General features: G+C 66.4%; 19 protein-coding genes and 1 tRNA gene. 8 read left to right on the top strand and 12 right to left on the bottom strand.

What is annotated here, in order from left to right:
• Positions 1-69: 69 nt before the first annotated feature.
• From ACO056_RS16295 to ACO056_RS16280, 4 genes are read right to left on the bottom strand one after another with little or no spacing between them, the layout of a single operon-like run.
• Positions 70-846, bottom strand: a complete 777-nt coding sequence (locus ACO056_RS16295; protein WP_421848605.1) for a DeoR/GlpR family DNA-binding transcription regulator — start codon at positions 844-846, stop codon at positions 70-72.
• Positions 847-870: 24 nt separating this feature from the next.
• Positions 871-2,121: an MFS transporter gene (locus tag ACO056_RS16290; RefSeq protein ID WP_421848603.1), complete on the bottom strand. Its 1,251-nt coding sequence runs from the start codon at positions 2,119-2,121 to the stop codon at positions 871-873.
• A 3-nt stretch (positions 2,122-2,124) separates the two neighbouring features.
• Positions 2,125-3,270 (bottom strand): FMN-dependent L-lactate dehydrogenase LldD, encoded by a 1,146-nt coding sequence (lldD, locus tag ACO056_RS16285; protein ID WP_421848601.1) that lies wholly within the window; start codon positions 3,268-3,270, stop codon positions 2,125-2,127.
• On the bottom strand, positions 3,267-4,601 hold the full coding sequence (locus ACO056_RS16280) for an FGGY-family carbohydrate kinase (protein ID WP_421848599.1): 1,335 nt from the start codon (positions 4,599-4,601) through the stop codon (positions 3,267-3,269). The genes lldD and ACO056_RS16280 overlap by 4 nt, the downstream gene beginning before the upstream one ends.
• 134 nt (positions 4,602-4,735) lie before the next feature.
• Here ACO056_RS16280 and ACO056_RS16275 point away from each other — a divergent pair, with 134 nt between their 5' ends.
• The 4 genes from ACO056_RS16275 (at position 4,736) to ACO056_RS16260 (ending at position 10,422) form a co-directional block, all read left to right on the top strand.
• Complete coding sequence (locus ACO056_RS16275; RefSeq protein ID WP_421848597.1) at positions 4,736-6,844, top strand: bifunctional rhamnulose-1-phosphate aldolase/short-chain dehydrogenase; 2,109 nt, start codon at positions 4,736-4,738, stop codon at positions 6,842-6,844.
• A gap of 17 nt (positions 6,845-6,861) precedes the next feature.
• Entirely contained in the window at positions 6,862-8,154 is a 1,293-nt protein-coding gene (rhaI, locus tag ACO056_RS16270) for an L-rhamnose catabolism isomerase (protein ID WP_421848595.1), read from the top strand.
• A 180-nt stretch (positions 8,155-8,334) separates the two neighbouring features.
• Positions 8,335-9,396: a DUF47 family protein gene (locus ACO056_RS16265; protein ID WP_421855545.1), complete on the top strand. Its 1,062-nt coding sequence runs from the start codon at positions 8,335-8,337 to the stop codon at positions 9,394-9,396.
• A gap of 12 nt (positions 9,397-9,408) precedes the next feature.
• Positions 9,409-10,422 (top strand): inorganic phosphate transporter, encoded by a 1,014-nt coding sequence (locus ACO056_RS16260; protein ID WP_421848593.1) that lies wholly within the window; start codon positions 9,409-9,411, stop codon positions 10,420-10,422.
• 135 nt (positions 10,423-10,557) lie between these two features.
• Here ACO056_RS16260 and ACO056_RS16255 read toward each other — a convergent pair.
• The 3 genes from ACO056_RS16255 to ACO056_RS16245 form a co-directional block, all read right to left on the bottom strand.
• Positions 10,558-10,633 (bottom strand) — tRNA-Thr (locus tag ACO056_RS16255).
• Between the two features lie 19 nt (positions 10,634-10,652).
• The gene (locus tag ACO056_RS16250) at positions 10,653-11,525 is read right to left on the bottom strand and encodes a hypothetical protein (protein WP_421848591.1); all 873 of its coding nucleotides are present in this window, start codon (positions 11,523-11,525) and stop codon (positions 10,653-10,655) included.
• Positions 11,522-12,856 (bottom strand): replication-associated recombination protein A, encoded by a 1,335-nt coding sequence (locus ACO056_RS16245; RefSeq protein WP_421848589.1) that lies wholly within the window; start codon positions 12,854-12,856, stop codon positions 11,522-11,524. Before ACO056_RS16245 ends, ACO056_RS16250 begins: the two co-directional genes overlap by 4 nt.
• Before the next feature lie 311 nt (positions 12,857-13,167).
• Here ACO056_RS16245 and ACO056_RS16240 point away from each other — a divergent pair, with 311 nt between their 5' ends.
• The 3 genes from ACO056_RS16240 to ACO056_RS16230 are packed head-to-tail and all read left to right on the top strand — an operon-like array spanning position 13,168 to position 14,667.
• Positions 13,168-13,842 carry a PadR family transcriptional regulator gene (locus ACO056_RS16240; RefSeq protein ID WP_421848587.1) on the top strand — a complete coding sequence of 225 codons (675 nt, stop codon included), beginning with the start codon at positions 13,168-13,170 and terminating at the stop codon, positions 13,840-13,842.
• Entirely contained in the window at positions 13,839-14,174 is a 336-nt protein-coding gene (locus ACO056_RS16235; protein ID WP_421848585.1) for a DUF2218 domain-containing protein, read from the top strand. Before ACO056_RS16240 ends, ACO056_RS16235 begins: the two co-directional genes overlap by 4 nt.
• Positions 14,175-14,232: 58 nt before the next feature.
• Positions 14,233-14,667 carry a hypothetical protein gene (locus ACO056_RS16230; RefSeq protein ID WP_421848583.1) on the top strand — a complete coding sequence of 145 codons (435 nt, stop codon included), beginning with the start codon at positions 14,233-14,235 and terminating at the stop codon, positions 14,665-14,667.
• Here the strand turns inward: ACO056_RS16230 and ACO056_RS16225 are convergent.
• The 3 genes from ACO056_RS16225 to ACO056_RS16215 all read right to left on the bottom strand — a co-directional run bounded on the left by ACO056_RS16225 (position 14,664) and on the right by ACO056_RS16215 (position 17,001).
• A complete protein-coding gene (locus tag ACO056_RS16225; RefSeq protein ID WP_421848581.1) occupies positions 14,664-15,911 on the bottom strand; it encodes a glycosyltransferase family 4 protein in 1,248 nt (415 codons plus the stop codon). The two genes, ACO056_RS16230 and ACO056_RS16225, sit on opposite strands and share 4 nt — an antisense overlap.
• Positions 15,912-16,037: 126 nt before the next feature.
• Positions 16,038-16,412: a hypothetical protein gene (locus ACO056_RS16220; protein WP_421848579.1), complete on the bottom strand. Its 375-nt coding sequence runs from the start codon at positions 16,410-16,412 to the stop codon at positions 16,038-16,040.
• A 133-nt stretch (positions 16,413-16,545) separates the two neighbouring features.
• Positions 16,546-17,001, bottom strand: coding sequence for a hypothetical protein (locus ACO056_RS16215; RefSeq protein WP_421848577.1), 456 nt, complete (start codon positions 16,999-17,001; stop codon positions 16,546-16,548).
• A gap of 318 nt (positions 17,002-17,319) precedes the next feature.
• Here ACO056_RS16215 and ACO056_RS16210 point away from each other — a divergent pair, with 318 nt between their 5' ends.
• A complete protein-coding gene (locus tag ACO056_RS16210; RefSeq protein WP_421848575.1) occupies positions 17,320-18,030 on the top strand; it encodes a TIGR02594 family protein in 711 nt (236 codons plus the stop codon).
• Between the two features lie 248 nt (positions 18,031-18,278).
• On the opposite strand, the gene ACO056_RS16205 is transcribed toward ACO056_RS16210, so the two are convergent.
• Together ACO056_RS16205 and typA are read right to left on the bottom strand one after the other, a co-directional pair.
• The gene (locus tag ACO056_RS16205) at positions 18,279-18,800 is read right to left on the bottom strand and encodes a DUF1993 domain-containing protein (RefSeq protein WP_421848573.1); all 522 of its coding nucleotides are present in this window, start codon (positions 18,798-18,800) and stop codon (positions 18,279-18,281) included.
• Between the two features lie 128 nt (positions 18,801-18,928).
• Positions 18,929-20,770, bottom strand: coding sequence for a translational GTPase TypA (gene typA, locus ACO056_RS16200; RefSeq protein ID WP_421848571.1), 1,842 nt, complete (start codon positions 20,768-20,770; stop codon positions 18,929-18,931).
• Between the last annotated feature and the right edge of the window lie 186 nt (positions 20,771-20,956).

Genomic DNA, 20,956 nt, shown 5'->3' with positions numbered 1-20,956 from the left:
AGCATCAAACGCAACCGTCGCGCCAGCACCCTTCGACGAGCTCAGGGTGAGCGGTTGGGGCAAACGTTTCTACCCCGCCACCACCAGCTCCACCCCAGCCGCGCGCACCATCGCCGCATGGTCCGGCGCAATCCCCGCATCCGTCACCAGCACATCCACCTCGTCTAACCCGCACACAATCGTGCCTGAACCGGAAGCGAACTTCCCCGAATCCACCAGCAGGATCACCTGCTCAGCCCGGTCGATCAGCCGCCGCTCCGCCGCCACCAGCACAACATCCTGTTGCATTACCCCCTGCGGCCCGACCGCCGCCGCGCCCATGAACAGCTTGGGCGCGTGGAAGCGCGGCATCGATTCCTCGCCCGCCGCTGCCAGAATGATGTTCTGCTCGCGAAACACCGTGCCCGAAGGCACCAGAATGCGCGTGCCGGCCTGCGGCAGCAGCGCGTTCACGATGTGGAGCGAATTGGTCAGCACTTGCAAGCCGAGCCCGGCCAGATGCGGGCACATCTGCAAGGTGGTCGTTCCGCCGTCGATCATCACGCCTTCGCCGGCCCCGCACAAAGCCGCCGCCGCCGCGCCGATCGCGCGCTTGGCCGCCATGTTGCGGTTGATCGATTGGTCAAACGGCGTGCCCGCCAGCTGCAGCACCGGCCCGCGCGGCCCTTCCGCCAGCTTCGCCCCGCCATGCACGCGCACGATAAGGCCCAGATCCTCCAGCCGCGCCAGATCGCGCCGGATCGTCGCGGGCGAGGCATCGAGCGTCGCTTCCAGCTCGCGATAGGTCACGAAGCCGGTGCCCTGCATCGCCTCGACGATCACCTTTTCGCGTTCCGCCGCGTGCACCCGTGCCCCCTTGATTAATTCCAATCAGAAACCGTCATGCCGCTCGGCCTCGAGTTGTTCAAGGCTTTTGCCCTCGTTGCGCGGCGCCCAGGCAAAGCCGATCACGCCCGAGATCACGAGGAACCCCGTCAGGATCACCGCCAGCGCGGTAAAGCCCGTCGCGGTCAGCAGCGGCACGAAAAAGCTGAAAATGCCAAGGCTCACGCGCACCACGGCAAAGCACACCCCCTGCGCGGTCGAGCGCAGCATGGTCGGAAACTCCTCCGCGCTCCACAGCTGGAAAAAGCTCTGCGCGCCGAACCCGCCGCCAAACTGCAGCAGGAACACATAGAGCAGCGCCACCGGGATCGTCAGCGGAAACACCACCAGCAGCCCCATGCCGATCACCTGAATGACTGCCGAAATCGCAAACAAGGTGCGCTGGTTCACCCGGTCGGCCAGGTTCATGAACACCAAGCCAATCGAGGCCATGCCGATGGCAAAGCTCAGCGCCTGAATGCCCACCGCCTGCGCCTGCGTCGCCGCGCCCACGGTGCGCAGGATATAGGGGAAGAAGAAGCCGTTGGTCCCGGCCCACAGGTTCCAGAAGCCGTACATGCCGACGAGCCCAAGGATCGAGGCGAGATGCTTGCCCTTGAACAATGAGGAAATCGGCGGGCGCTTTTCGCCCGAGGCCTGCGCCTCGGTCCACCGCACCGATTCCGCCATGCGCGAACGCAGGAATGTCAGCCCCAGCGCGATCACCAAAAGGTGCGCAAACACGATCCGCGCGCCAAGCTCGCCGAGCCCCGTCAGCGCAAGGCTCATCAAGAGCACCACGACCGGCCCCAGATACCACAGCACTTGCGCCATGCCCGAATGCCGCGCCCGCTGCCCGTCCGGCGCCCCTTCGGCGATCAAGGACCACGAGGCGGGAATATCAGCCCCCACCGCCAGCCCCACGATCAGGAACCCCGCCACGATCATCCACGGCGCGACGGCAAACACCAGCAGCGCCATGCCCGCGGCATAGATCAGCATGTCCCACTGGTAGATCGTCTTGCGCCCCAGCCGGTCGCACAGGATGCCGCCCACCAGCGCGCCAATCCCTGCGCCAATCGCATTGGGGCCAAACGCGCCGAGCAGGCCAAGGAACCCCGGCGAGAGGTGGTAATGCTCCTGCCACAGCGCCAGCGCCACCGATCCCGCCACGATCGAGCCCGCATCGATATAATTGGCGAGCCCCGCCAGGATCGTGTCACGCCATGCGGTGTTCCCGCGCGCTGCCTCGCCCAAACCCTATCCCCCCACCAAATTGTCCCGGCTGATCGCGCTCACCCGCGTGCAACCCGTCAGCGCCATGGCGACGCGCATTTCCGCCGCGATCAGCCCCAGCATTTTCGTAACCCCGGCCTCGCCGCCCGCCGCCAGCGCGAAGGCCCATGCGCGGCCCAGCAGCACGCCCTGCGCCCCCAGCGCCAGCATGCGCACCACATCGAGGCCCGATCGCACCCCGCCGTCCGCCAGCACCGTCAACCGGTCCCCCACCGCATCGACAATCGGCGGCAAGGCGCGCGCGGTCGAAAGCACGCCATCGAGCTGCCGCCCGCCGTGGTTGGAAACCACGATCCCGTCCGCCCCCACAGCGGCGGCCTGCTTCGCATCCTCCGGATCGAGAATCCCCTTGAGGATCAGCGGGCCAGACCACTCGCTGCGGATGAAGTCGAGATCGCGCCAGTTGATGCCGGGATCGAAATTCTCGCGCATCCACGCGAAGAAATCCTCAAGGCCGGTCCGCCCCTGCAGCACCGGCGCGATATTGCCGAGGTGATGCGGACGGCCGCGTAGCCCCACATCCCACGCCCAGCCCGGCCGCATCGCCGCCTGTCCCGCACGCCGCAGATCGCCCAGCAGCCCCGAAGCGCCCGCAAGCCCTGAGCGCACATCGCGGTAGCGGCTTCCTGGCACCGGCATGTCCACCGTGAACACCAGCGCCGAGCATTGCGCCTCGCGCGCCTCGGCCAGCAGATCGCGCATATGGCCCCGGTCGCGGATCATGTAGAGCTGGAACCAGAAGGGCTTGGCCGCCGCCGCTGCCACTTCACCCAGCGGGCAGACCGAAACGGTGGAGAGCGTGAACGGCACCCCCGCCTTCTCCGCCGCGCGCACCGCCTGCACTTCGCCCCGCCGCGCGTTCATCCCGGCAAGGCCAATCGGCGCGAGCGCCACCGGCATCGCCAGTTTCTGGCCAAACAGCTCCGCCGAAAGATCGATGTGTGCCACATCGGCCAGCACCCGCTGGCGCAGCGCGATATCGGCCAAATCCGCCACATTCCGCCGCAGCGTCGCTTCCGCATAGGAGCCGCCGTCGAGATATTCGAACAGGAAATGCGGCAGCCGCCGCCGCGCGGCTTCACGGAAATCGGCGATATTGGCGATGATCACGGCATGGTCTCCAGCAGCCAGCGCGCGCGATAGGCAAGGAAATCGCCGGCCAGCGGTTCCACCTGCCGCAACCGTGCCGCCGGCACCAGCCCCGGCTCCGCCAACCGCAGCGCGCCGAACGCCGCGTCGCATGGTCCATCCGCCACCATCACGCGCGTGTCCGGCCGCAGCGCCGCCAGCGCGCGCACGAAGACCTCGGCCCCCGCAAACCGCCCCTCGATCAGCAGCGTGTCCTTCGCGCCGATCAGCTCGAGCGCAGCATCCGCCATCAGCGCGCCATAGAGGCACGCGGCGGCGCGCTTGTCCGCCGGTTCGCCGATCCACCGCGGCGCGTGATCCGGAAACGGCCCGCATCCCGGCGCCAAAGTCGGTAGCAGCATCGCGCCCGCCGCCAGTAGCCCCGGCACATCAGCCAGAAGCGCCTCCTGCTCCGCCGGATCATCGACCGCCGCGCCCCCGGCGGCCAGTTCAATCTCCCGCCCGCCCATGAACCGCGCCGAAGGCACCGCGCGGCCTTCGATATCGACGTTCACCAGGCAATCGCGCCTTTCCGGCAAGACCGGCGCTTGCCCCCGCGCCCGCCGCATCGCGACGAACCACGTGCCGGTGGAAAGCACGGTCGCTTCATGGTCCGCAATCTCGGCAAACCCGCGCGCGCCGTGCAGCGCCGCGTTGGAATCATGCACGCCGGCCAGCACGCGCACCTGCGGGGAAAGCCCCGTCGTCGCCGCAATCTCCGGCTTCAGCGTGCCGACCATATCGCCGGCACGCGCCAGCGGCGCAAACCGCTCCGCCCAGCCCATGCGGACCGCCAAGGTCGAGAACGCAGCGGCAGCCGGTTCCCACAAGTCGGTATGACACCCCAGCGAGCTTACCTCGCTCACCGCCGCGCCGGTCAGAAACCACGCCCAGTATTGCGCCCAAGGCAGCAGCGTCACCCCCTCCAGCGCGCCCCGCTCCTCCAGCGACCACAACTGCGCACCAAGGTTCAGTCCATGGGGCAGGGCGGGGGAGCCCGTCACCGCAAAAGGATCGCGTGCTGCCCGGTAGTGCGCCATCACGTCGGCCGGGATCGCGGCTTCATAATCCGCCGGCGCAAAGGCCAGCGCGCCATCCCGCAGCGCGGCCACCCCCGCACCGTGCCCCACCGGCACGATCGCCTCCACCGGATGGGCAGGCCACGCCCCCAGCGCCTCGATCAGCCAGCCCGCAATCCCCGCCACATCGAGCGCACCGCCGGCCACACCATTGGCCCGCGTGCGCACATCGATTCGCCGCCCGGCGCGGTCCCACAGGGAAACCTTGGCCAGCGTCTTGCCCAGATCGATCACGATGTACGCGCCTTGGTTCAGCGCCTCTCTCCCTTTGTCTGAAACGATCATTATCAATCAATATTGATCGTTTCCAGTAAAAATGTTAGCAGGCTCATCAAGCGCAGCTCCTTTGCTGCCGCCGGAAGGATGCCATGAACGCCGCCACAACCCTATCCGCCGCGATTCCCTTTGCCGTGCCCACCAGCCGCTGGGACGACGCCCATGCCGCCACCCTCAGCTCGGCGGAATTGCTGCTCTATCGCTCGAACCTCCTCGGCAGCGACCTTACAGTCACCAACTTCGGCGGCGGCAATACCTCGGCCAAGCTCACCGGCACCGATCCGCTCACCGGCGAGGCTGTCCTCGTCCTCTGGGTCAAAGGCTCGGGCGGCGATATCGGTTCGATGAAGCTCGATGGCTTTTCAACGCTTTATCAGGACAAGCTCCTCGCCCTCGAAACGCATTATTCCGGCCCGGACGACGACGACGCAATGGTCGGCTTCCTCCCCCACTGCACCTTCAACCTCAACGCCCGCGCCGCCAGTATCGACACCCCGCTGCATGCGCTGCTGCCTTTCGCCCACGTCGATCACGTTCATCCCGATGCGATCATCGCACTAGCCGCCAGCTCGGGCGGCGAGGCGGCGACCCGCGAGATCTGGGGCGGCAAGATCGGCTGGCTGCCGTGGAAGCGCCCCGGCTACACCCTCGGTGTCAACTTACGCGATTATGTCCGCGCAAACCCTGAGGTGCAGGGCGTCATGCTCGCCGGCCACGGGATCATCTGCTGGACCGACAGCGCCAAGGCCGCCTACGAACACACCATCAGCCTCATCGCCGACGCCGCCCGCTACCTGAACGCCGCACTCGCCGGAAAGCCCGCATTCGGCGGCCAGGTCATCGCTCCGCACCCGGACCGCGCGGCCATCGCCGCCGATCTCATGCCCCGCCTGCGCGGGTTGATGAACGGCAGCCGGCGCAAGATCGGCCACTTCTCGGATGATGCCGAAGCGCTCGAATTCACCGGCAGCGCGCACTTCCAGCGCCTCGCCGCGCTCGGCACATCGTGCCCCGACCATTTCCTGCGCACCAAGATCGCGCCCCTCACGCTCGACCCTGCGCGCCTGACGGACGACGCCTATCTGGCGCAGCAACTCGCCGATTACCGCGCGCTCTACGCCGCCTATTACGAACGCTGCAAACGGCCGAATTCGCCCGCCATGCGCGATCCCAATCCGGTCGTCGTGCTCGTCCCGGGTGTGGGCCGCATCACTTTCGCCACCGACAAGACCACCGCGCGCCTCGCCGGAGAATTCTACGGCAATGCCATCAACGTCATGCGCGGTGCGGAAGCGATTGGCGACTACATCGCACTCGAGACCCAAGAAGCCTTCGACATCGAATACTGGCTGCTCGAGGAAGCCAAGCTCCAGCGCATGCCGGCCCCCAAACCCATGGTCGGCCGGATCGCGCTCGTCACCGGCGGGGCAGGGGGCATCGGCGCCGCCACCGCCGCGCGCCTCCTGAAGGAAGGTGCCTGCGTGCTGCTGGCAGACCGCGACGGCGAGGCGCTTGAATCCACGCGCACAAGTCTCGCCAGCCAGTTCGGCAAGGACGTGATCCGCACCATCACTTGCGACGTTACCGATGAAGCCGCCGTCGCCGCCACTTTCGCCACCTGCGCGCGCGAATTCGGCGGGCTCGACATGCTCGTCGCCAATGCCGGTATCGCCTCCTCCGCCACCATCGAGGAAACCACGCTAAGTCTCTGGCACCGCAACCACGATGTCCTCGCTCAGGGCTATTTCCTCACCGCCCGCGCCGCCTGGCCGCTCCTCAAACGCATGAAGGAGCAAGGCGGCACCTCGGTTGTCTTCATCGGCTCGAAGAATGCCATCGCCGCCGCCGCCGGGGCTTCCGCCTATGCCTCGGCCAAGGCCGCCGCCAACCACCTCGCGCGCTGCCTTGCCTTGGAAGGCGCGCCCGATGGCATCCGCGTCAACATCGTCAATCCTGACGCCGTGATCCGCGGCAGCCGCATCTGGGACGGTGACTGGCGCCGCGAACGCGCCGCCGCCAACAAGGTCGATGCGGGCGAGGAGCTCGAAGCCCATTACCGCAATCGCTCGCTGCTCAAGCGCGATGTTCTCCCCGAAGACATCGCCGAAGCCGCCGCCTGGCTCGCCTCCGATCTTTCGGCCAAGTCCACCGGCAACATGATCAATGTTGACGCCGGCAACGTCCAGGCGTTCACCCGCTGAACGGGAAGGGAAGACCAATGACCGAATTGCCCATCTCGTCTGACCTCATCGCGGACCGCAACGCCGCCCACCTCGCGGCGCTCGAAGACGATTACGCCGCGCTCGGCCGCAAGCTCGCCCGCGCCGGGATCGCAATCGACGCCATCAAGGCCAAGGTTGCCACCTTCTCCGTCGCCGTCCCCTCGTGGGGCGCCGGGCGCGGCGGCACGCGCTTTGCCAAGTTCCCGATCCCCGGCGAGCCGACCAATATCCACGAAAAGCTCGAAGACTGCGCGGTCATCCACCAACTCGGCCGTACCACGCCGCGCGTCAGCCCGCATTTCCCGTGGGACAAGGTGAGCGACTACAAGGCCCTGCGCGAAGAAGCCGCCGCCCTTGGCCTCGGCTTCGATGCGGTCAATTCCAACACCTTCCAGGACCAGCCCGGTCAGGCCCACACGTATGCCAACGGTTCGCTTGCCGCACAGGATGCCGCCACCCGCGCGCAGGCGGTGGAGCACAACATCGAATGCATCGAAATCGGCCGCCAACTGGGCTCCAGGGACCTTACCGTCTGGGTCGGCGATGGCACCAATTTTCCCGGCCAGCAGGATCTTGGCCGCAGCCTCGATCGCTATCTCGAAGCCGCCGCGCAGATCTATGCCGCGCTGCCGGATGATTGGCGCATGCTGCTCGAACACAAGATGTTCGAGCCCGCGTTCTACTCCACCGTCATATCGGACTGGGGCTCCTCGATCCTCGCCGCGCAGGAACTCGGCCCCAAGGCCAAGTGCCTCGTCGATCTCGGCCACCACGCGCCGAACGTGAACATCGAACAGATCGTCGCCCGCCTCCACCGCTTCGGCAAGCTCGGCGGGTTCCATTTCAACGACAGCAAGTATGGCGACGACGATCTCGATGCGGGCTCGATCAATCCGCACCAGCTGTTCCTCGTGTTCAACGAGCTCGCGGAAGCCGAGCTGAACCCGAGGGAAGGCTTCAACCCCAGCTACATGATCGATCAGTCGCACAACGTCACCGATCCCATCGAATCGATGCTCTCCTCCGCCGAAACCATCGCCCAGTGCTTCGCCAAGGCCGCGCTGGTGGACCGCGCCGCGCTCCACGCAGCGCAAGGAGCGAACGATACGATGATGGCCTTCCAGGCGCTGCGCCGTGCCTATAACACCGATGTCGCGCCGATCCTCGCGATGGCGCGCATGGAAGCCGGCGGCGCCATCGACGCGCTCGAGGCCTACCGCCTCAGCCAGTATCGCGCCCGCAAGGCGCAGCAGCGCAAACCGGTGGGGCTGGGCGCAGGGATCGTGTAAGCTCAAGCAATACTGCCCATGAAATCTGACGATATCTCGTCAAATTTCTGTCACGAAACTGGCTTTGCTGAGCCGGCGATGGTCTAGAGAGGGTAGGTTTTTACCGGGAGTCCTACCATCCGACAGATCGCCGCCTTGCCCTATCGCTTCGAAGACGTAGCCGCCGATACCCAGGTGCGGCTGATGCTGGTCACTTCGCGTGAGACCAAGCGCTGGGTCGTTCCCAAGGGCAATATCAGCGCGTCGATGCTCCCCCACCTCGCCGCCGCGCGTGAGGCTGAGGAGGAAGCCGGCGTCGCGGGCGCAGTCTGCCCCACGCCGCTTGGCAGCTATCGCTACCGCAAGAAGCGCGGAAACGGCGCCTCGCTGATGGTCGATGTCGATGTCTTCCCGCTCGCTGTCACGCGTGAAATGCCCACTTGGAAGGAACAGCACCAGCGCGAGCGGCGCTGGTTCACGCTGGCCGAGGCAGCTGATGCGGTGGACGAACCCGATCTGCGCGATCTCATCCGATCTTTTGCTGCATCCGAATTCAAGGCAGCGACACAGCGCACGAGTATGCTAGGAGCCGTCGCACATCACACACGGATCGGATCGATGTTCGCCTGGTTTCAGCGCCTCCTGCCCCAATCGGGCAACTTCTTCGACATGTTCGAAGCCCATGCCTCCACCGTCCTTGCCGCTTCCGACGCGATGTCGCGGCTGCTCGATGAAGGCTCCTCCAGCAACGATCACATCCGCGAGATCGTCGAGCGTGAGGCCGACGCTGACGAGATCACCCGCGCGGTGCTGCAAACGGTGCGCAAGACCTTCCTCACCCCGTTCGACCGCGGCGCGATCACCAGCCTGATCGGCGCGATGGACGATACGGTGGACGAGATGCATTCCGCCGTCAACGCGATCGCCATCTACGAGCTCAAGACATTCGCCCCCGAAATGCGCGACATGGCCGCGATCATCGTCGATGCGGCGCGCGTCATGGCCGAAGCGGTGCCCTTGCTGCGGGATGTGGCGCGCAACGGCACGCGGCTGCACGAGCTGACCGAGCGGCTGGTCCGCATGGAAGCCCATGCCGATGAAATCCACGCCGCCGGCCTGCGCCGCGCGCTGCGCGATTACGGCACCGCCGATACCCTGCGCTTCGTGGTCGAGCGCGAAGTCTACAAGCACCTCGAGAGGATCGTCGACGCCTTCGAGGATGCAGCGAACGAGATCGACGGCATCGTCATCGATCATTCCTGAGGGAGTGGGGTCATGCACCAGCTTGCCTTCCCGCTGCTTGTCGGGCTGATCGCCATCGCGCTTGCGTTCGATTACCTTAACGGCCTGCACGATGCCGCCAACTCCATCGCCACGGTCGTCGCCACCCGGCTGCTCACGCCGGTGCAGGCGGTCCTGTTCGCGGCGGTGTTCAACGCGGGCGCCTATTTTCTCACGATCAGTTTCCCCAGCCTCCAGGCTGTTGCCGCCACCATCGGCAAGGGCCTGATCGACAAGGACCTCGTCACCCCCGCCGTCGTCTTCGGCGCGCTGATCGGGGCCAGCTTCTGGAATATCCTCACCTGGCTCAAGGGCATTCCTTCCTCGAGCAGCCATGCGCTGGTGGGTGGCCTCATCGGCGCGGGCCTTGCGCATGCGGGCCTTTCCGGGATCCAGTGGAGCGGCCTCAACAAGACCGTCATCGCCATCGTGCTCTCGCCCACCATCGGCATGATGCTGGCGATGCTGGTGATGCTGGTGACCAGCTGGGCCTTCCGCCGCTCCACCGCGCGCGAGGCGGAGACGCGCTTTCGCTATCTGCACCTCATTTCCTCGGCGGCCTATTCGCTCAGCCACGGCCTCAACGATGCGCAGAAGACGATGGGTGTCATCACCGTCCTGCTCTATTCGACCGGGCGCCTGACCGGCCCGTTCGAAGTGCCGCACTGGGTTGCGATCAGCTGCTACCTCGCAATCGGGCTCGGCACGCTCACGGGCGGCTGGAAGATCATCGAGACGATGGGCGGGCGCATCACCAAGCTCTCGCAACACCAGGGCTTCAGCGCCTCGCTGGCTGGCTCCATCGTGCTGTTCGGCGCCTCGGCCCTCGGCATCCCCGTCTCGACCACCCACACCGTGACGGGCGCGATCATCGGTGCCGGCACCGCCCGCCGCGCTTCAGCGGTGCGCTGGGGCGTGGCGCAAAGCGTGGTCGTGGCGTGGATCATCACGATCCCGGCATCAGCTGCCGTCGGCGCGCTGTTCTACGCCCTGACGACGCTGTTCTAGGGTCCGCTTCCCAACCTTCGTCATTCCCGCGCAGGCGGGAATCCAGAGCGGCATGGGCCCACCGTCGCGCACAAACGCCCTGGACCCCCGCCTGCGCGGGGGTGACGAAAAATGGGAGAGTAGCGCTGAGAGTGATGGTGCCGGCTACAGGATTCGAACCCGTGGCCCCCTGATTACAAATCAGGTGCTCTACCAACTGAGCTAAGCCGGCTTGGGTTGCGTCCATAGCGTCAGGTGGCGCCAAACGTCCAGCCCTCGGTGCGGGCAATCTCGTCAGTCAGCCCAGCGGGCCGCCACAGCGCTGGATCATGCGCCACCTTGCGCAGCCATGCGGCGGTGATGAGCGCGTCGCTCGTGTGGTCATCCACCGCGCCCTCCAGTCCTGACGGCGCGCTGCCCAGCCGCGCCAGCGCTGTATCAAGCTCGCCCGCGTCCCGGATTTTCGACCGCGCTGCGCTGCGCCCCGCCGCCATCGCTGCAATCGTCGTGTAGATCTCGCAGATCACCGAGCCCGTCTCCGGCAGCGGATCAATCGGCCAGACCGGCAGCCGCCCTTGCAAGCGGTGCAGCACGCGCATCCCCGAAAGGCTCGATTTGCCCACTTGCGCCGCGCCGACCAGATTGAAGTTCGAGTAGGGTTTGCAGCCCAAGGCCTGCTGCGCCAGTTCGGTCACGCGGAATCGCCCGCGCCCGCCGCCGAACGCGGACCCCTCGCGCCCGCCATGCCGCCGGAAATGCGGGCTCGCCTCGGCATGATCGACAAAGGCCCCCACCGACAAGTGCGGCTCATCCGCGCAAACCCTGTCGATCAGCGCCCACAAGGCCCTGGCATCTGCGGGGCTCTCGGCCCAGCCGGGAAAGAACGCGCCCTTGTCGGCAAACGCCAGACTGATCCCCAGATCCATCCCCACCAGCGTGTCCGCGGGCAGCGCGTTCTGCAGCCACCCCAGCACTTCCGGCCTTGACCAGCGATGCCCCGGCCGGACCAGCTTCGGCGCTGCCGCGCCTTCGTCGCAGATCGCCAGCGCAATTCCCCGATGCCGCTCCCCCGCCGCGCCGGACCAGTCAATGGCGGCGAAGTGCCGAAACCTTGCGGAAGTCACGCCCCCCGCCGCTCGCGCCGCTTCTTCTCCCACCAGTCCAGCCGCTTCAAAATCTCGCGTTCGAACCCGCGCTCCACCGGCTTGTAGAACTCCTGCGCGCGCATGCCTTCGGGCCAGTAGTCCGCGCCGGAAAAGCCATCTTCGGCCTCGTGGTCATAGGCATAGCCTTCGCCGTAACCGATATCCTTCATCAGCTTGGTCGGCGCGTTGAGGATATGCGGCGGCGGCGCGAGTGATCCCGTTTCCCGCGCGCTCGCGAACGAAGCCTTCTGCGCCGCATAGGCCGCGTTCGATTTGGGTGCCGTGGCAAGGTAGAGGCAGGCCTGCACGATCGCCAGTTCCCCCTCCGGCGAGCCGAGGAACTGGTAGGCATCCTTCGCCGCAAGGCACTGCACCAGCGCCTGCGGGTCCGCCAGCCCGATATCCTCGCTGGCAAAGCGCACCAGCCGCCGCAGCACGTAGAGCGGCTCCTCGCCCGCTGTCAGCATCCGCGCCATGTAGTAGAGCGCGGCTTGCGGGTCCGATCCGCGCAGCGCCTTGTGGAGCGCGGAAATCAGGTTGTAATGCCCGTCGCGGTCCTTGTCGTAGACCGCGACGCGCCGCATCAGGAACTTCGCCAGCTCCTCCGGCCCCAGCGGCGCGGGGAGCGATACATCGAACAGCGTCTCGGCCTGCCCGAGCAGAAACCGCCCGTCCCCATCGGCAGAGGCAATCAGCGCCTCGCGCGCCGGCGGGGTCAGCGGCAGGCGCAGCCCGGTCAGGTCCTCCGCGCGGCTGAGGAGCGATCCCAGCGCCTCGGCATCGAGCCGGTGCAGGATCAGCACTTGCGCCCGGCTGAGCAGCGCGGCGTTCAGCGCAAAGCTCGGGTTCTCGGTCGTCGCGCCCACCAGCGTGACGGTGCCTTTTTCCACATAGGGCAGAAACCCGTCCTGCTGCGCGCGGTTGAAGCGGTGGATCTCGTCCACGAAGAGCAGCGTCTTGCGCCCGAAGCCATCGCGCATTTGGGCCATCGCCTCCGCCTCGGCGAAGGCTTTCTTGAGGTCCGCCACGCCCGAAAACACCGCGCTGATCGCAACATAGCGCAGCCCCACCGCATCGGCGAGCAACCGTGCAATCGTGGTCTTGCCGGTGCCCGGCGGGCCCCACAGGATAATCGAGGAAAGCTTCCCCGCCGCAACCATCCGCCCGATCGCGCCGTCCGGCCCGGTCAGGTGATCCTGGCCGACGACCTCGCCAAGGTGCGCCGGACGCAGCCGCTCGGCCAGCGGCGCATCGTGGCCGGCAGTATCGCGCGGCGTTTCGGCGGGGGAGGGGGCGAAGAGGTCGGACATCAGAGTCCCGCACTACCAACCCAGACCAGCACCGTCACCCCGGACATTATGCGGCGCGGGCTTCCACACGAACCGCAGGAAGAAAGGCAAACCCCGGGTCAAGCCCGGGGTGACGAGGGAAGAACCGGAAAACCAGTCAATCAAACCATTTCCGTCACCCCGGACTTGATCCGGGGTTTGGCTTCTTCGGCACTGGCAAGCTCGGCGTCCGACCCCCCAGCGGGCACCCGCAAACAAATTTCCATCCATCCTCTTGCCAAGAGCGTTTTAAGATATATCTTAGAGCCATCATGAAGCATCAAGGATACACAATGCGATTCGATAGACACGGCCATGGACATGGCCACAAACACGGCCTCGGGCACCACTTCGCGCTCAAGATGATGGCGCGCGGTTTCGGCGGCGGCTGGGGCCATCGCGGGGGTTGGGGCGGCGGTTTCGGCGGCGAGGACTGGGACGACGATGGCCCGGGCTTCCGCGGTCGCGGCCGCCATGGGGGAAGGGGCGGCCGCATGTTCGGCCCGGGCGAACTGCGCCTCCTCCTCCTGCTTCTGCTCGATGAGCAGGACCGCCACGGCTATGAACTGATCAAGGCGATCGAGGAACTCGCCGCCGGCGCCTATGCGCCCAGCCCCGGCGTGGTCTACCCCACGCTCCAGCTGCTGGTCGATGAAGGCATGATCACTGAAGTTCCGGGGGAGGGCGCCCGCAAGGCCTTCACCATGACCGAGGCCGGCCGCGCCGAACTTGCCCCCCGGCTTGAGGAAGCCAAGGCCGTCGTCCAGCGCCTCGGCGATTTCGGCAAGGCAAGGGAGGCAGCCGAAGGCCGCAGCGGCAGCCCGCCCTTGCGCCGCGCCGTGGCCAATCTCATGGTCGCGCTGCGCCACAAGGCCGGCGGCGGGCTCGACGAGACCACCGCCCACCAGATCGCCGATATTCTCGACGAAGCCGCGCGCAAGATCGAACGTCTGGGAGCCACGCAATGACCGCCGCAGCCACTGCCAAAGTCGTCACGCAGCACGCCAGCAAGTACCTCCAGCAGGTCTGCAAGCACTGGGAACACAACCTGGCCGTCACCTTCGATGCGGCGCAGGGCACTGTCACCTTCCCCCGCGATGCGCGTGGCGCTTCGTGGGCGGGGGACGCGGTAGTCACCTTCACCGCGCACCCGGACACGCTCGAATGCCACATCGCCGCGAGCGAGGCGGGCCAGCGTGACGGCCTCAAGGGCGCGGTCGAGCGCCACATCGATCGCTTTGCCTTTCGCGAAGCGCTCGCCTGGGCCTGGACCGATCTGGATTTCGATCCGGACGCCTGATTGCCAGCCCGCTCTCTCCGGCGTAGACTTGCCCCTACGTCGGAGAGGGAAAAACCACATGGGACTGAACGCCAAACCCAAGACGCCCCCGTCGTTCTGGATCATCGCGGTCCTCAGCCTCTTGTGGAACATGTTCGGCTGCTACGATTACCTCATGTCGAAGCTGTCCCCCGCCAGCTACTTCGCGGCCAACGGGATGAACGCCGAAAGCGCCGCTTATATGGCCGCGCTGCCCGCGTGGCTCACCGGGTTCTGGGCGCTCGGCGTCTGGGGCTCGCTGCTGGGCTCGCTCCTGCTTATCGCCCGCTCGCGCCAGGCCGCTCCGGCCTTTGCGCTCTCGCTGCTCGGGCTCGCCGTCAGCCAGCTCACGCAGGCCTTCTGGCTCCACCCGCCGCAGCCCGCGCCGATCGGGCTCACGCTGACGATCTGGTCCGCGCTGGTCTTCTTCCTGATCTATGCGCGCAGCATGGCCGCCAAGGGTGTGCTGCGCTAGCGCCGCGTCAGCGCGTTCTTCTGCCGGATCAGCCGCAGATAGGTATCCGCCACGGCCTGGTTGATCGCATCCCAACTGAAATCGAGTGAGCGCTTCTCGCCCGCCGCACCGTGGCGCGCGCGCATCTCCGCATCCTCGACATAGGCGCGCAGCGCCTGCGCAAACTGATGCAGCGCGCCGGGCACGATCAGGCGGCCCGAAACGCCATCGGAAACGAGGCTCTGGCTCCCGGTCGCCGCCGCTGCCACCACCGGCACGCCGCAGGCCATCGCCTCCAGCGTCACGTTGCCGAACGTCTCGGTAACAGAGGGGTTGAAAAGCACGTCCATCGCCGCCACCGCGCGGCCAAGGTCCTTGCCGCCCTGAAACCCGGTGAACACCGCGCCCGGCAGCCGCGCCTCGAACCACGCGCGCGCGGGCCCTTCGCCCACCACCATCACCCGGTGCTGCGTACCTTCGCGCGTGCCCCGGCGCTCCAGCTCGTCGATCGCGTCCGAAAACACGTCGAGCCCCTTTTCCATCACCAGCCGGCCGAGAAAGCCGATCACCACCTCGTCGTCGGCAATGCCAAGGCTGCGCCGCCATTCCAGATCGCGCCGACCGGGGTTGAAGATCGTTCGGTCCACCCCGCGCGACCATAGCGAGATGTCATAGTTCATCCGCTCCTCGCGCAGCACTTGCGCCATCGATTCCGAAGGCGCCACCAGCGCGTCGCAGCGACGGTAGAACCGGCGCAGCAGCGCGGTCAGGATCGGCTCCAGCCAGGCCATATTGTAATACCGCGGGTAGGTATCAAAGCGGGTGTGCACGCTCGCCAGCACCGGCAAGGAGCGCGCGCGCGCCCAGCTCACCGCGCGGTGTGCGGCCGGATCGGGCGAGGAAACGTGGACCACATTGGGCTGAAACGCCTTGAGATCCGCGCGCGCCTTGCGGCCCAGCCAGAGCGGAATGCGATATTCCGCGCGCCCCGGCAGCGGCAGCGAAGGCAGCCCGACGAGCTTGCCCATCGAGGGGAACGCGGGCTTCCTCACCTTGGGCGCATAGACATGGACTTGCGCGCCCTGCCGCTGGAGATAGCCTACCAGCCGGTTGAGCGCCTGGTTCGCCCCGTCGCGCACATAGTTGTAATTGCCGCTCAGCAGCGCCACGCGCAGTCCCTTGAGCGGCGCTTCCGTTGCCGGAGTCGTTTCCTGAGGGGGCTCGGTCTTGGCGGTCTCGGCGGCGGGGTCCATCCGCGCGGCCATAGTGGCTTTTACCCTCTTAAGAAAGGCGCACCGGTCACCTGCGGGCGGAGCGCCGCGCAAGTAACCGGTGCGAGCAGGGTTATCGCGGGGGCAGGGCGGTAGCCGGACCCCGGAGGCAGTTGGAATTTACCAGCCGCGCCAGCCTCCGCGATGCTCCCAGCGTTCGTGATCTTCCCGGCGCTCGTGATCTTCCCAGCGCTCGTGCTCGCGCCACCGCTCGTAGCGCGGGTCATAGCCCCGCCACGCCGGGTACTCGCGGTAGACCGGGTAGGCCGGATAGTAATACCCGCCATAATACCTCGGCCGATTATCGTAGCGCACGTAGACGTCGGAATTGTGATCCGATGCGATCGCTGCGCCCACGGCAAGGCCGAGCACGCCAGCGCCGATCGCCACTGCGGTGCCGTCGCCGTGATAGCGGTGCGCTTCGGCCGGCACGGCCATCGCCATGCTCCCGGCTGCAAGTGCAGCAGCGACAAGTCCTGATTTCCAAAGCTTCATGGCTCTTCTCCTGCGCTGGCCGCATCACGGCCCGCGTCCATGGTTGATAAAGGAGCTTCCCCGCCCTGAACCGTTTCTGAAGCGGCGCGCCCAATGCGGCGCGCCGCCCCGAACCTGCGATCAGCCGCTCTGATCAGTTACCGCGATATCCGTCCTGCTCGCTCTCCGGATCGCGGTAGCCGCGCCGGTCGTAGTAACCGTCGTTGCCCTGCGGGTAGCCGTCGCGGCTGTAGCCCGGCTGTCCGCCCTGATAGCGCTGGTCATAGGGGTCGCCATTATAGGAACCCTGCCAGGTCGGCTGACCCCGGTACTGGCCCTGATACTGGCCCTGATACTGGCCGCGATAGCGGTTGTCATAGCGGCGGTCGTAGTGGTCCCGGTTGTGGTTGCTGTTCGCTGCCGAGACGATGATCGCGCCGAGCGCCAGCCCGATGATCCCGCCCGCGATGGCCGCGCCGGTGCTGTCACCGCCGCCGTGGTGGCGATACCCGCCGCCGTAGTAAGGATCCGCCATCGCCGGGGTGGCGCTTGCCAGCGCGCTGGCGGCAAGGGCGGTGGCCAGCATGGCCTTCTTCGCGAAACTGATCATGGTCCGTCTCCTGAGGCGAAGGAAAGGCCAGCTGGAACATCCCGCTGCGATTCGTCGCCGTCGAATATCCGTCTAGCGCGCGCTGGCTGAACGCATGTGGGACGGAGCTTGCAGGAATCGTTCATATTTAAGCCGTCTTTTCTGAACGCCCGTTCGCACCGCACGGCTTTCGGCTGGCTCCAATGGTAAACAAAATGCACTTGAATCATGATTTTACAGATACCTCCTAATCCGAACCATCTCTGAAATCAGAGACTCCGGATCGCGCCCCCGGCGTGGCAATCCGCTCGTCATGTTCCTGAATGGGGAAGGGCGTTCATGACGATTCGCGATATTCAGACCGCGCTGGCCAAGGCTGGATACCGGCCCGGCACGATCGATGGCGTGTGGGGCCGGCAGACCGCCGCCGCGCTGCGTGCGTTCCAGAAGGCCAGGGGACTGCGCCCCGATGGCGTTGCCGGCCCGCAGACCTTGGCCGCGCTCGCCGCACTTTCCGCGCCTCCAGGCACCGTGCCCGCCCCGCCGCGGCCCCCGCTGGTCTGGCTCGCCGAAGCGCGCCATCTCCTCGGGCTCAAGGAAGGCCCCGGCGCGATCGACAACCCGAAAATACTCCAGTGGGCAGAGGATATCGGCCAGCGCCTCTACACCTCGGACGATATCCCCTGGTGCGGCCTGTTCGTCGCGCACTGCATCGCCGCCACCCTTCCGCACGAACCGCTCCCCGCCAATCCGCTCGGCGCCCGCGCCTGGGGCAGCTTCGGCCACAGCATCACCCCCACGCGCGGCTCGGTCATGGTGTTCTGGCGCAAGTCGCGGCAGAGCGGCCTTGGCCATGTCGGCTTCTATCTCGGCGAGGACGCAGGCGCCTACTGCATCCTCGGCGGCAACCAGTCTGATAGTGTATCCCTCGCATGGATCGCCAAGGACCGCCTCGTCACCGCCCGCTGGCCCAACTCCTTCGCCCCGCTGCTCGAAGGCCCGACCATGCTGGCAAGCCGCACCGCAGGGCTTTCGGTAAACGAGGCCTGAGGGAGGCGCTGCACGAAGCCCGCAACCTTTCGTGCCCCCTTTTTCGTGCCCCCTTTTTTTCGTCCCCCCCCCCATTTTTCGTCATTGCGAGGAGCGCAGCGACGAAGCAATCCAGAGCGTCACACACGGCCGCCCTGGATTGCTTCGCTACACTCGCAATGACGAAGTGAGGGGGGCGGAAACAAAAAAGGGCGGCCCGCAAAGGCCGCCCTCCCTGTCTCACCTCTGGGCCGAAAGCCCGCTCAAGTTCACCGCTTGATGCGCGGCATGCCCATGAAATCGCCTTTGCCCACCTTCACGCCCTGCGCCCGCAGGATCGCATAGGCGGTCGTGGCGTGGAAATAGAAGTTGGGCTGCGAAAACGAGAGCAGGAAGTTCGCGCCGGTGAAGGGCAGCTTCATCTCGCCAAACGCAAACAGCGTGTCATTCTCGCCAAGCGCATCGAACTCGGCCTGGTCCAGCGCGGAAAGTTCGGCAATGGCGCCCTGAATGGCCGCGTGGAGACCCGCGAAATCGGTCGGCCACGGCGAAAGATCGGGCCCGAACTGGCCAGCCCTTACCCCCGCGATAGCCCCCACCGAATGCGCCGCGCAGCTCTTCACCTGATAGCCCAGCGGCAGCATGTCGGGCGCGAGGCGCGCGTCGATCAGATCGCTGTCAGCGCGGCCATGCTCGGCGCAAAACGCCTCCGCCTTGCCCAGCAGCTTGTCGACAGCACCCAGGATCTGGAGGTTGGAAGGCACAACGGCATCGTAAAGGGAAATCGGCATGGTCCTGCTCCGTTTGTTTGGGTGCAGCCTATGTCATTGCCGGGCAGTCAGGTCCATGCCCGCGTTCCCAAACAAAAAGGGCGGCCCGCAAAGGCCGCCCCTCGTGTCTCATCCGAAAGCGGAAGCGCTTACGCCGCTTCCTTCTTCCGCCCGGCCTTCTTGCGCTCGTGCGGATCGAGCAGCGCCTTGCGCAGGCGGATCGACTTCGGCGTCACCTCGACCATCTCGTCGTCGTCGATATAGGCGATGGCCTGTTCCAGCGTCATGATCTTCGGCGGGGTCAGGCGGATTGCGTCGTCCTTGCCGGTCGAACGGAAGTTCGTCAGCTGCTTGGACTTCATCGGGTTGACTTCGAGATCGTCGGGCTTGGCGTTCTCGCCGATGATCATGCCTTCATACAAAGGCGTGCCCACGCCCACGAACAGGATGCCGCGCTCTTCCAAGGGCCCGAGCGCATAGGCCACAGCCTCGCCCGCGCCGTTGGAGATGAGCACGCCGTTCTTGCGGCCTTCGATCTTGCCCTTGTAGGGGCCATACTTCTCGAACAGGCGGTTCATGATTCCGGTGCCGCGCGTGTCCGAAAGGAACTCGCCGTGATAGCCGATGAGGCCGCGCGACGGGGCGGAGAACGTGATGCGCGTCTTGCCGCCGCCCGAAGGGCGCATGTCGGTCATCTCGCCTTTGCGAGTTGCCATCTTCTCGACGACCGTGCCGGCGAACTCGTCGTCCACGTCGATCACCACGGTCTCGTAAGGCTCGGTGCGCCCGCCGTTCTCGTCCTCGCCAAACAGCACGCGCGGGCGGCTGATGCCAAGCTCGAAGCCCTCGCGGCGCATCGTCTCGATCAGCACGCCGAGCTGCAGTTCGCCGCGGCCTGCCACTTCGAAGCTGTCCTTGTCGGCGCTTTCGGTCACGCGGATCGCCACGTTCGATTCGGCCTCGCGCTCCAGCCGGTCGCGGATCATGCGGCTGGTCACCTTGGTGCCCTCGCGGCCCGCCATCGGCGAATCGTTCACCGCAAAGCGCATCGAAAGCGTCGGCGGATCGATCGGCTGCGCATAGAGCGGCTCGGTCACCGTCGGATCGGCGATCGTGTTGGCCACCGTCGCCACGGTGAGGCCCGCGATGGAGATGATGTCGCCCGCCTTGGCTTCGTCCACCGGCACGCGCTCAAGCCCGCGGAACGCCATGATCTTGGAGGCGCGGCCCGTCTCGACGATCTTGCCGTCGCGGTCGAGCGCGTGGATCGGCGAGTTCACCTTGATCGTGCCCGACTGGACCTTGCCCGTCAGGATGCGGCCGAGGAAGTTGTCGCGGTCGAGCAAGGTCACAAGGAACTTGAACTGCCCGTCAACGTCGGCGGCCGGCGGCGGCACGTGATCGACGATCTTCTGGAACAGCGGGGTCAGCGTGCCTTCGCGTGCGTCCTGGTCCTCGCTGGCGTAGCCGTTGCGGCCCGAGGCATAGAGCACCGGGAATTCGAGCTGCTCGTCGTTCGCGTCAAGGCTCACGAACAGGTCGAACACTTCGTCGAGCACTTCCTGCGGGCGGCCATCGGGGCGGTCGATCTTGTTGACGACGACGATGGGCTTCAGGCCCAGCGCCAGCGCCTTGCCGGTCACGAACTTGGTCTGCGGCATCGCGCCTTCCGAGCTGTCCACCAGCAGGATCACGCCGTCGACCATGCTCAGGATGCGTTCCACCTCACCGCCGAAGTCGGCGTGGCCCGGGGTGTCCACGATATTGATGTGCGTGCCGTTCCACTCGACCGAGGTGCACTTGGCGAGAATGGTGATCCCGCGCTCCTTTTCGAGATCGTTCGAATCCATCGCGCGCTCTTCCACGCGCTGGTTGTCACGGAACGTGCCGGACTGGCGGAACAGCTGGTCGACCAGCGTGGTCTTGCCGTGGTCGACGTGCGCGATGATCGCGATATTGCGCTGGGAATTCGAAACGGGGGCGCTGGCCATGGGGTATGCTTTCGCTTGCAGTCGGGTGGTCCGGCACACGGCGCTTGCGCGCCCGACCGGGTCCGGCCGTCGGGGGCCAGATCATGGGCGCGGCGCTTACCCGCAATTGTGCGCTGCGGCAAGGGCGCGCGGAGGGCAAAGCGGTGGCAAGCCTTGCGGTGCGTCCCATTTCGTGGCTCAAGTGCG

Source organism: Novosphingobium sp. (assembly GCF_965228995.1).
Taxonomy (GTDB): Bacteria; Pseudomonadota; Alphaproteobacteria; order Sphingomonadales; family Sphingomonadaceae; genus Novosphingobium.
This window is presented reverse-complemented; position numbering and strand designations above follow the sequence as displayed.

What these genes read in the sequence shown, in the direction of transcription:
- ACO056_RS16220 (WP_421848579.1), bottom strand. Translation starts at nt 16,412, where the DNA reads ATGAAGCTTTGGAAATCAGGACTTGTCGCTGCTGCACTTGCAGCCGGG.
- ACO056_RS16240 (WP_421848587.1), top strand. Translation starts at nt 13,168, where the DNA reads ATGCGATTCGATAGACACGGCCATGGACATGGCCACAAACACGGCCTC.
- ACO056_RS16225 (WP_421848581.1), bottom strand. Translation starts at nt 15,911, where the DNA reads ATGGCCGCGCGGATGGACCCCGCCGCCGAGACCGCCAAGACCGAGCCC.
- rhaI (WP_421848595.1), top strand. Translation starts at nt 6,862, where the DNA reads ATGACCGAATTGCCCATCTCGTCTGACCTCATCGCGGACCGCAACGCC.
- ACO056_RS16215 (WP_421848577.1), bottom strand. Translation starts at nt 17,001, where the DNA reads ATGATCAGTTTCGCGAAGAAGGCCATGCTGGCCACCGCCCTTGCCGCC.
- ACO056_RS16245 (WP_421848589.1), bottom strand. Translation starts at nt 12,856, where the DNA reads ATGTCCGACCTCTTCGCCCCCTCCCCCGCCGAAACGCCGCGCGATACT.
- ACO056_RS16205 (WP_421848573.1), bottom strand. Translation starts at nt 18,800, where the DNA reads ATGCCGATTTCCCTTTACGATGCCGTTGTGCCTTCCAACCTCCAGATC.
- typA (WP_421848571.1), bottom strand. Translation starts at nt 20,770, where the DNA reads ATGGCCAGCGCCCCCGTTTCGAATTCCCAGCGCAATATCGCGATCATC.
- ACO056_RS16235 (WP_421848585.1), top strand. Translation starts at nt 13,839, where the DNA reads ATGACCGCCGCAGCCACTGCCAAAGTCGTCACGCAGCACGCCAGCAAG.
- ACO056_RS16210 (WP_421848575.1), top strand. Translation starts at nt 17,320, where the DNA reads ATGACGATTCGCGATATTCAGACCGCGCTGGCCAAGGCTGGATACCGG.
- ACO056_RS16230 (WP_421848583.1), top strand. Translation starts at nt 14,233, where the DNA reads ATGGGACTGAACGCCAAACCCAAGACGCCCCCGTCGTTCTGGATCATC.
- ACO056_RS16260 (WP_421848593.1), top strand. Translation starts at nt 9,409, where the DNA reads ATGCACCAGCTTGCCTTCCCGCTGCTTGTCGGGCTGATCGCCATCGCG.
- ACO056_RS16275 (WP_421848597.1), top strand. Translation starts at nt 4,736, where the DNA reads ATGAACGCCGCCACAACCCTATCCGCCGCGATTCCCTTTGCCGTGCCC.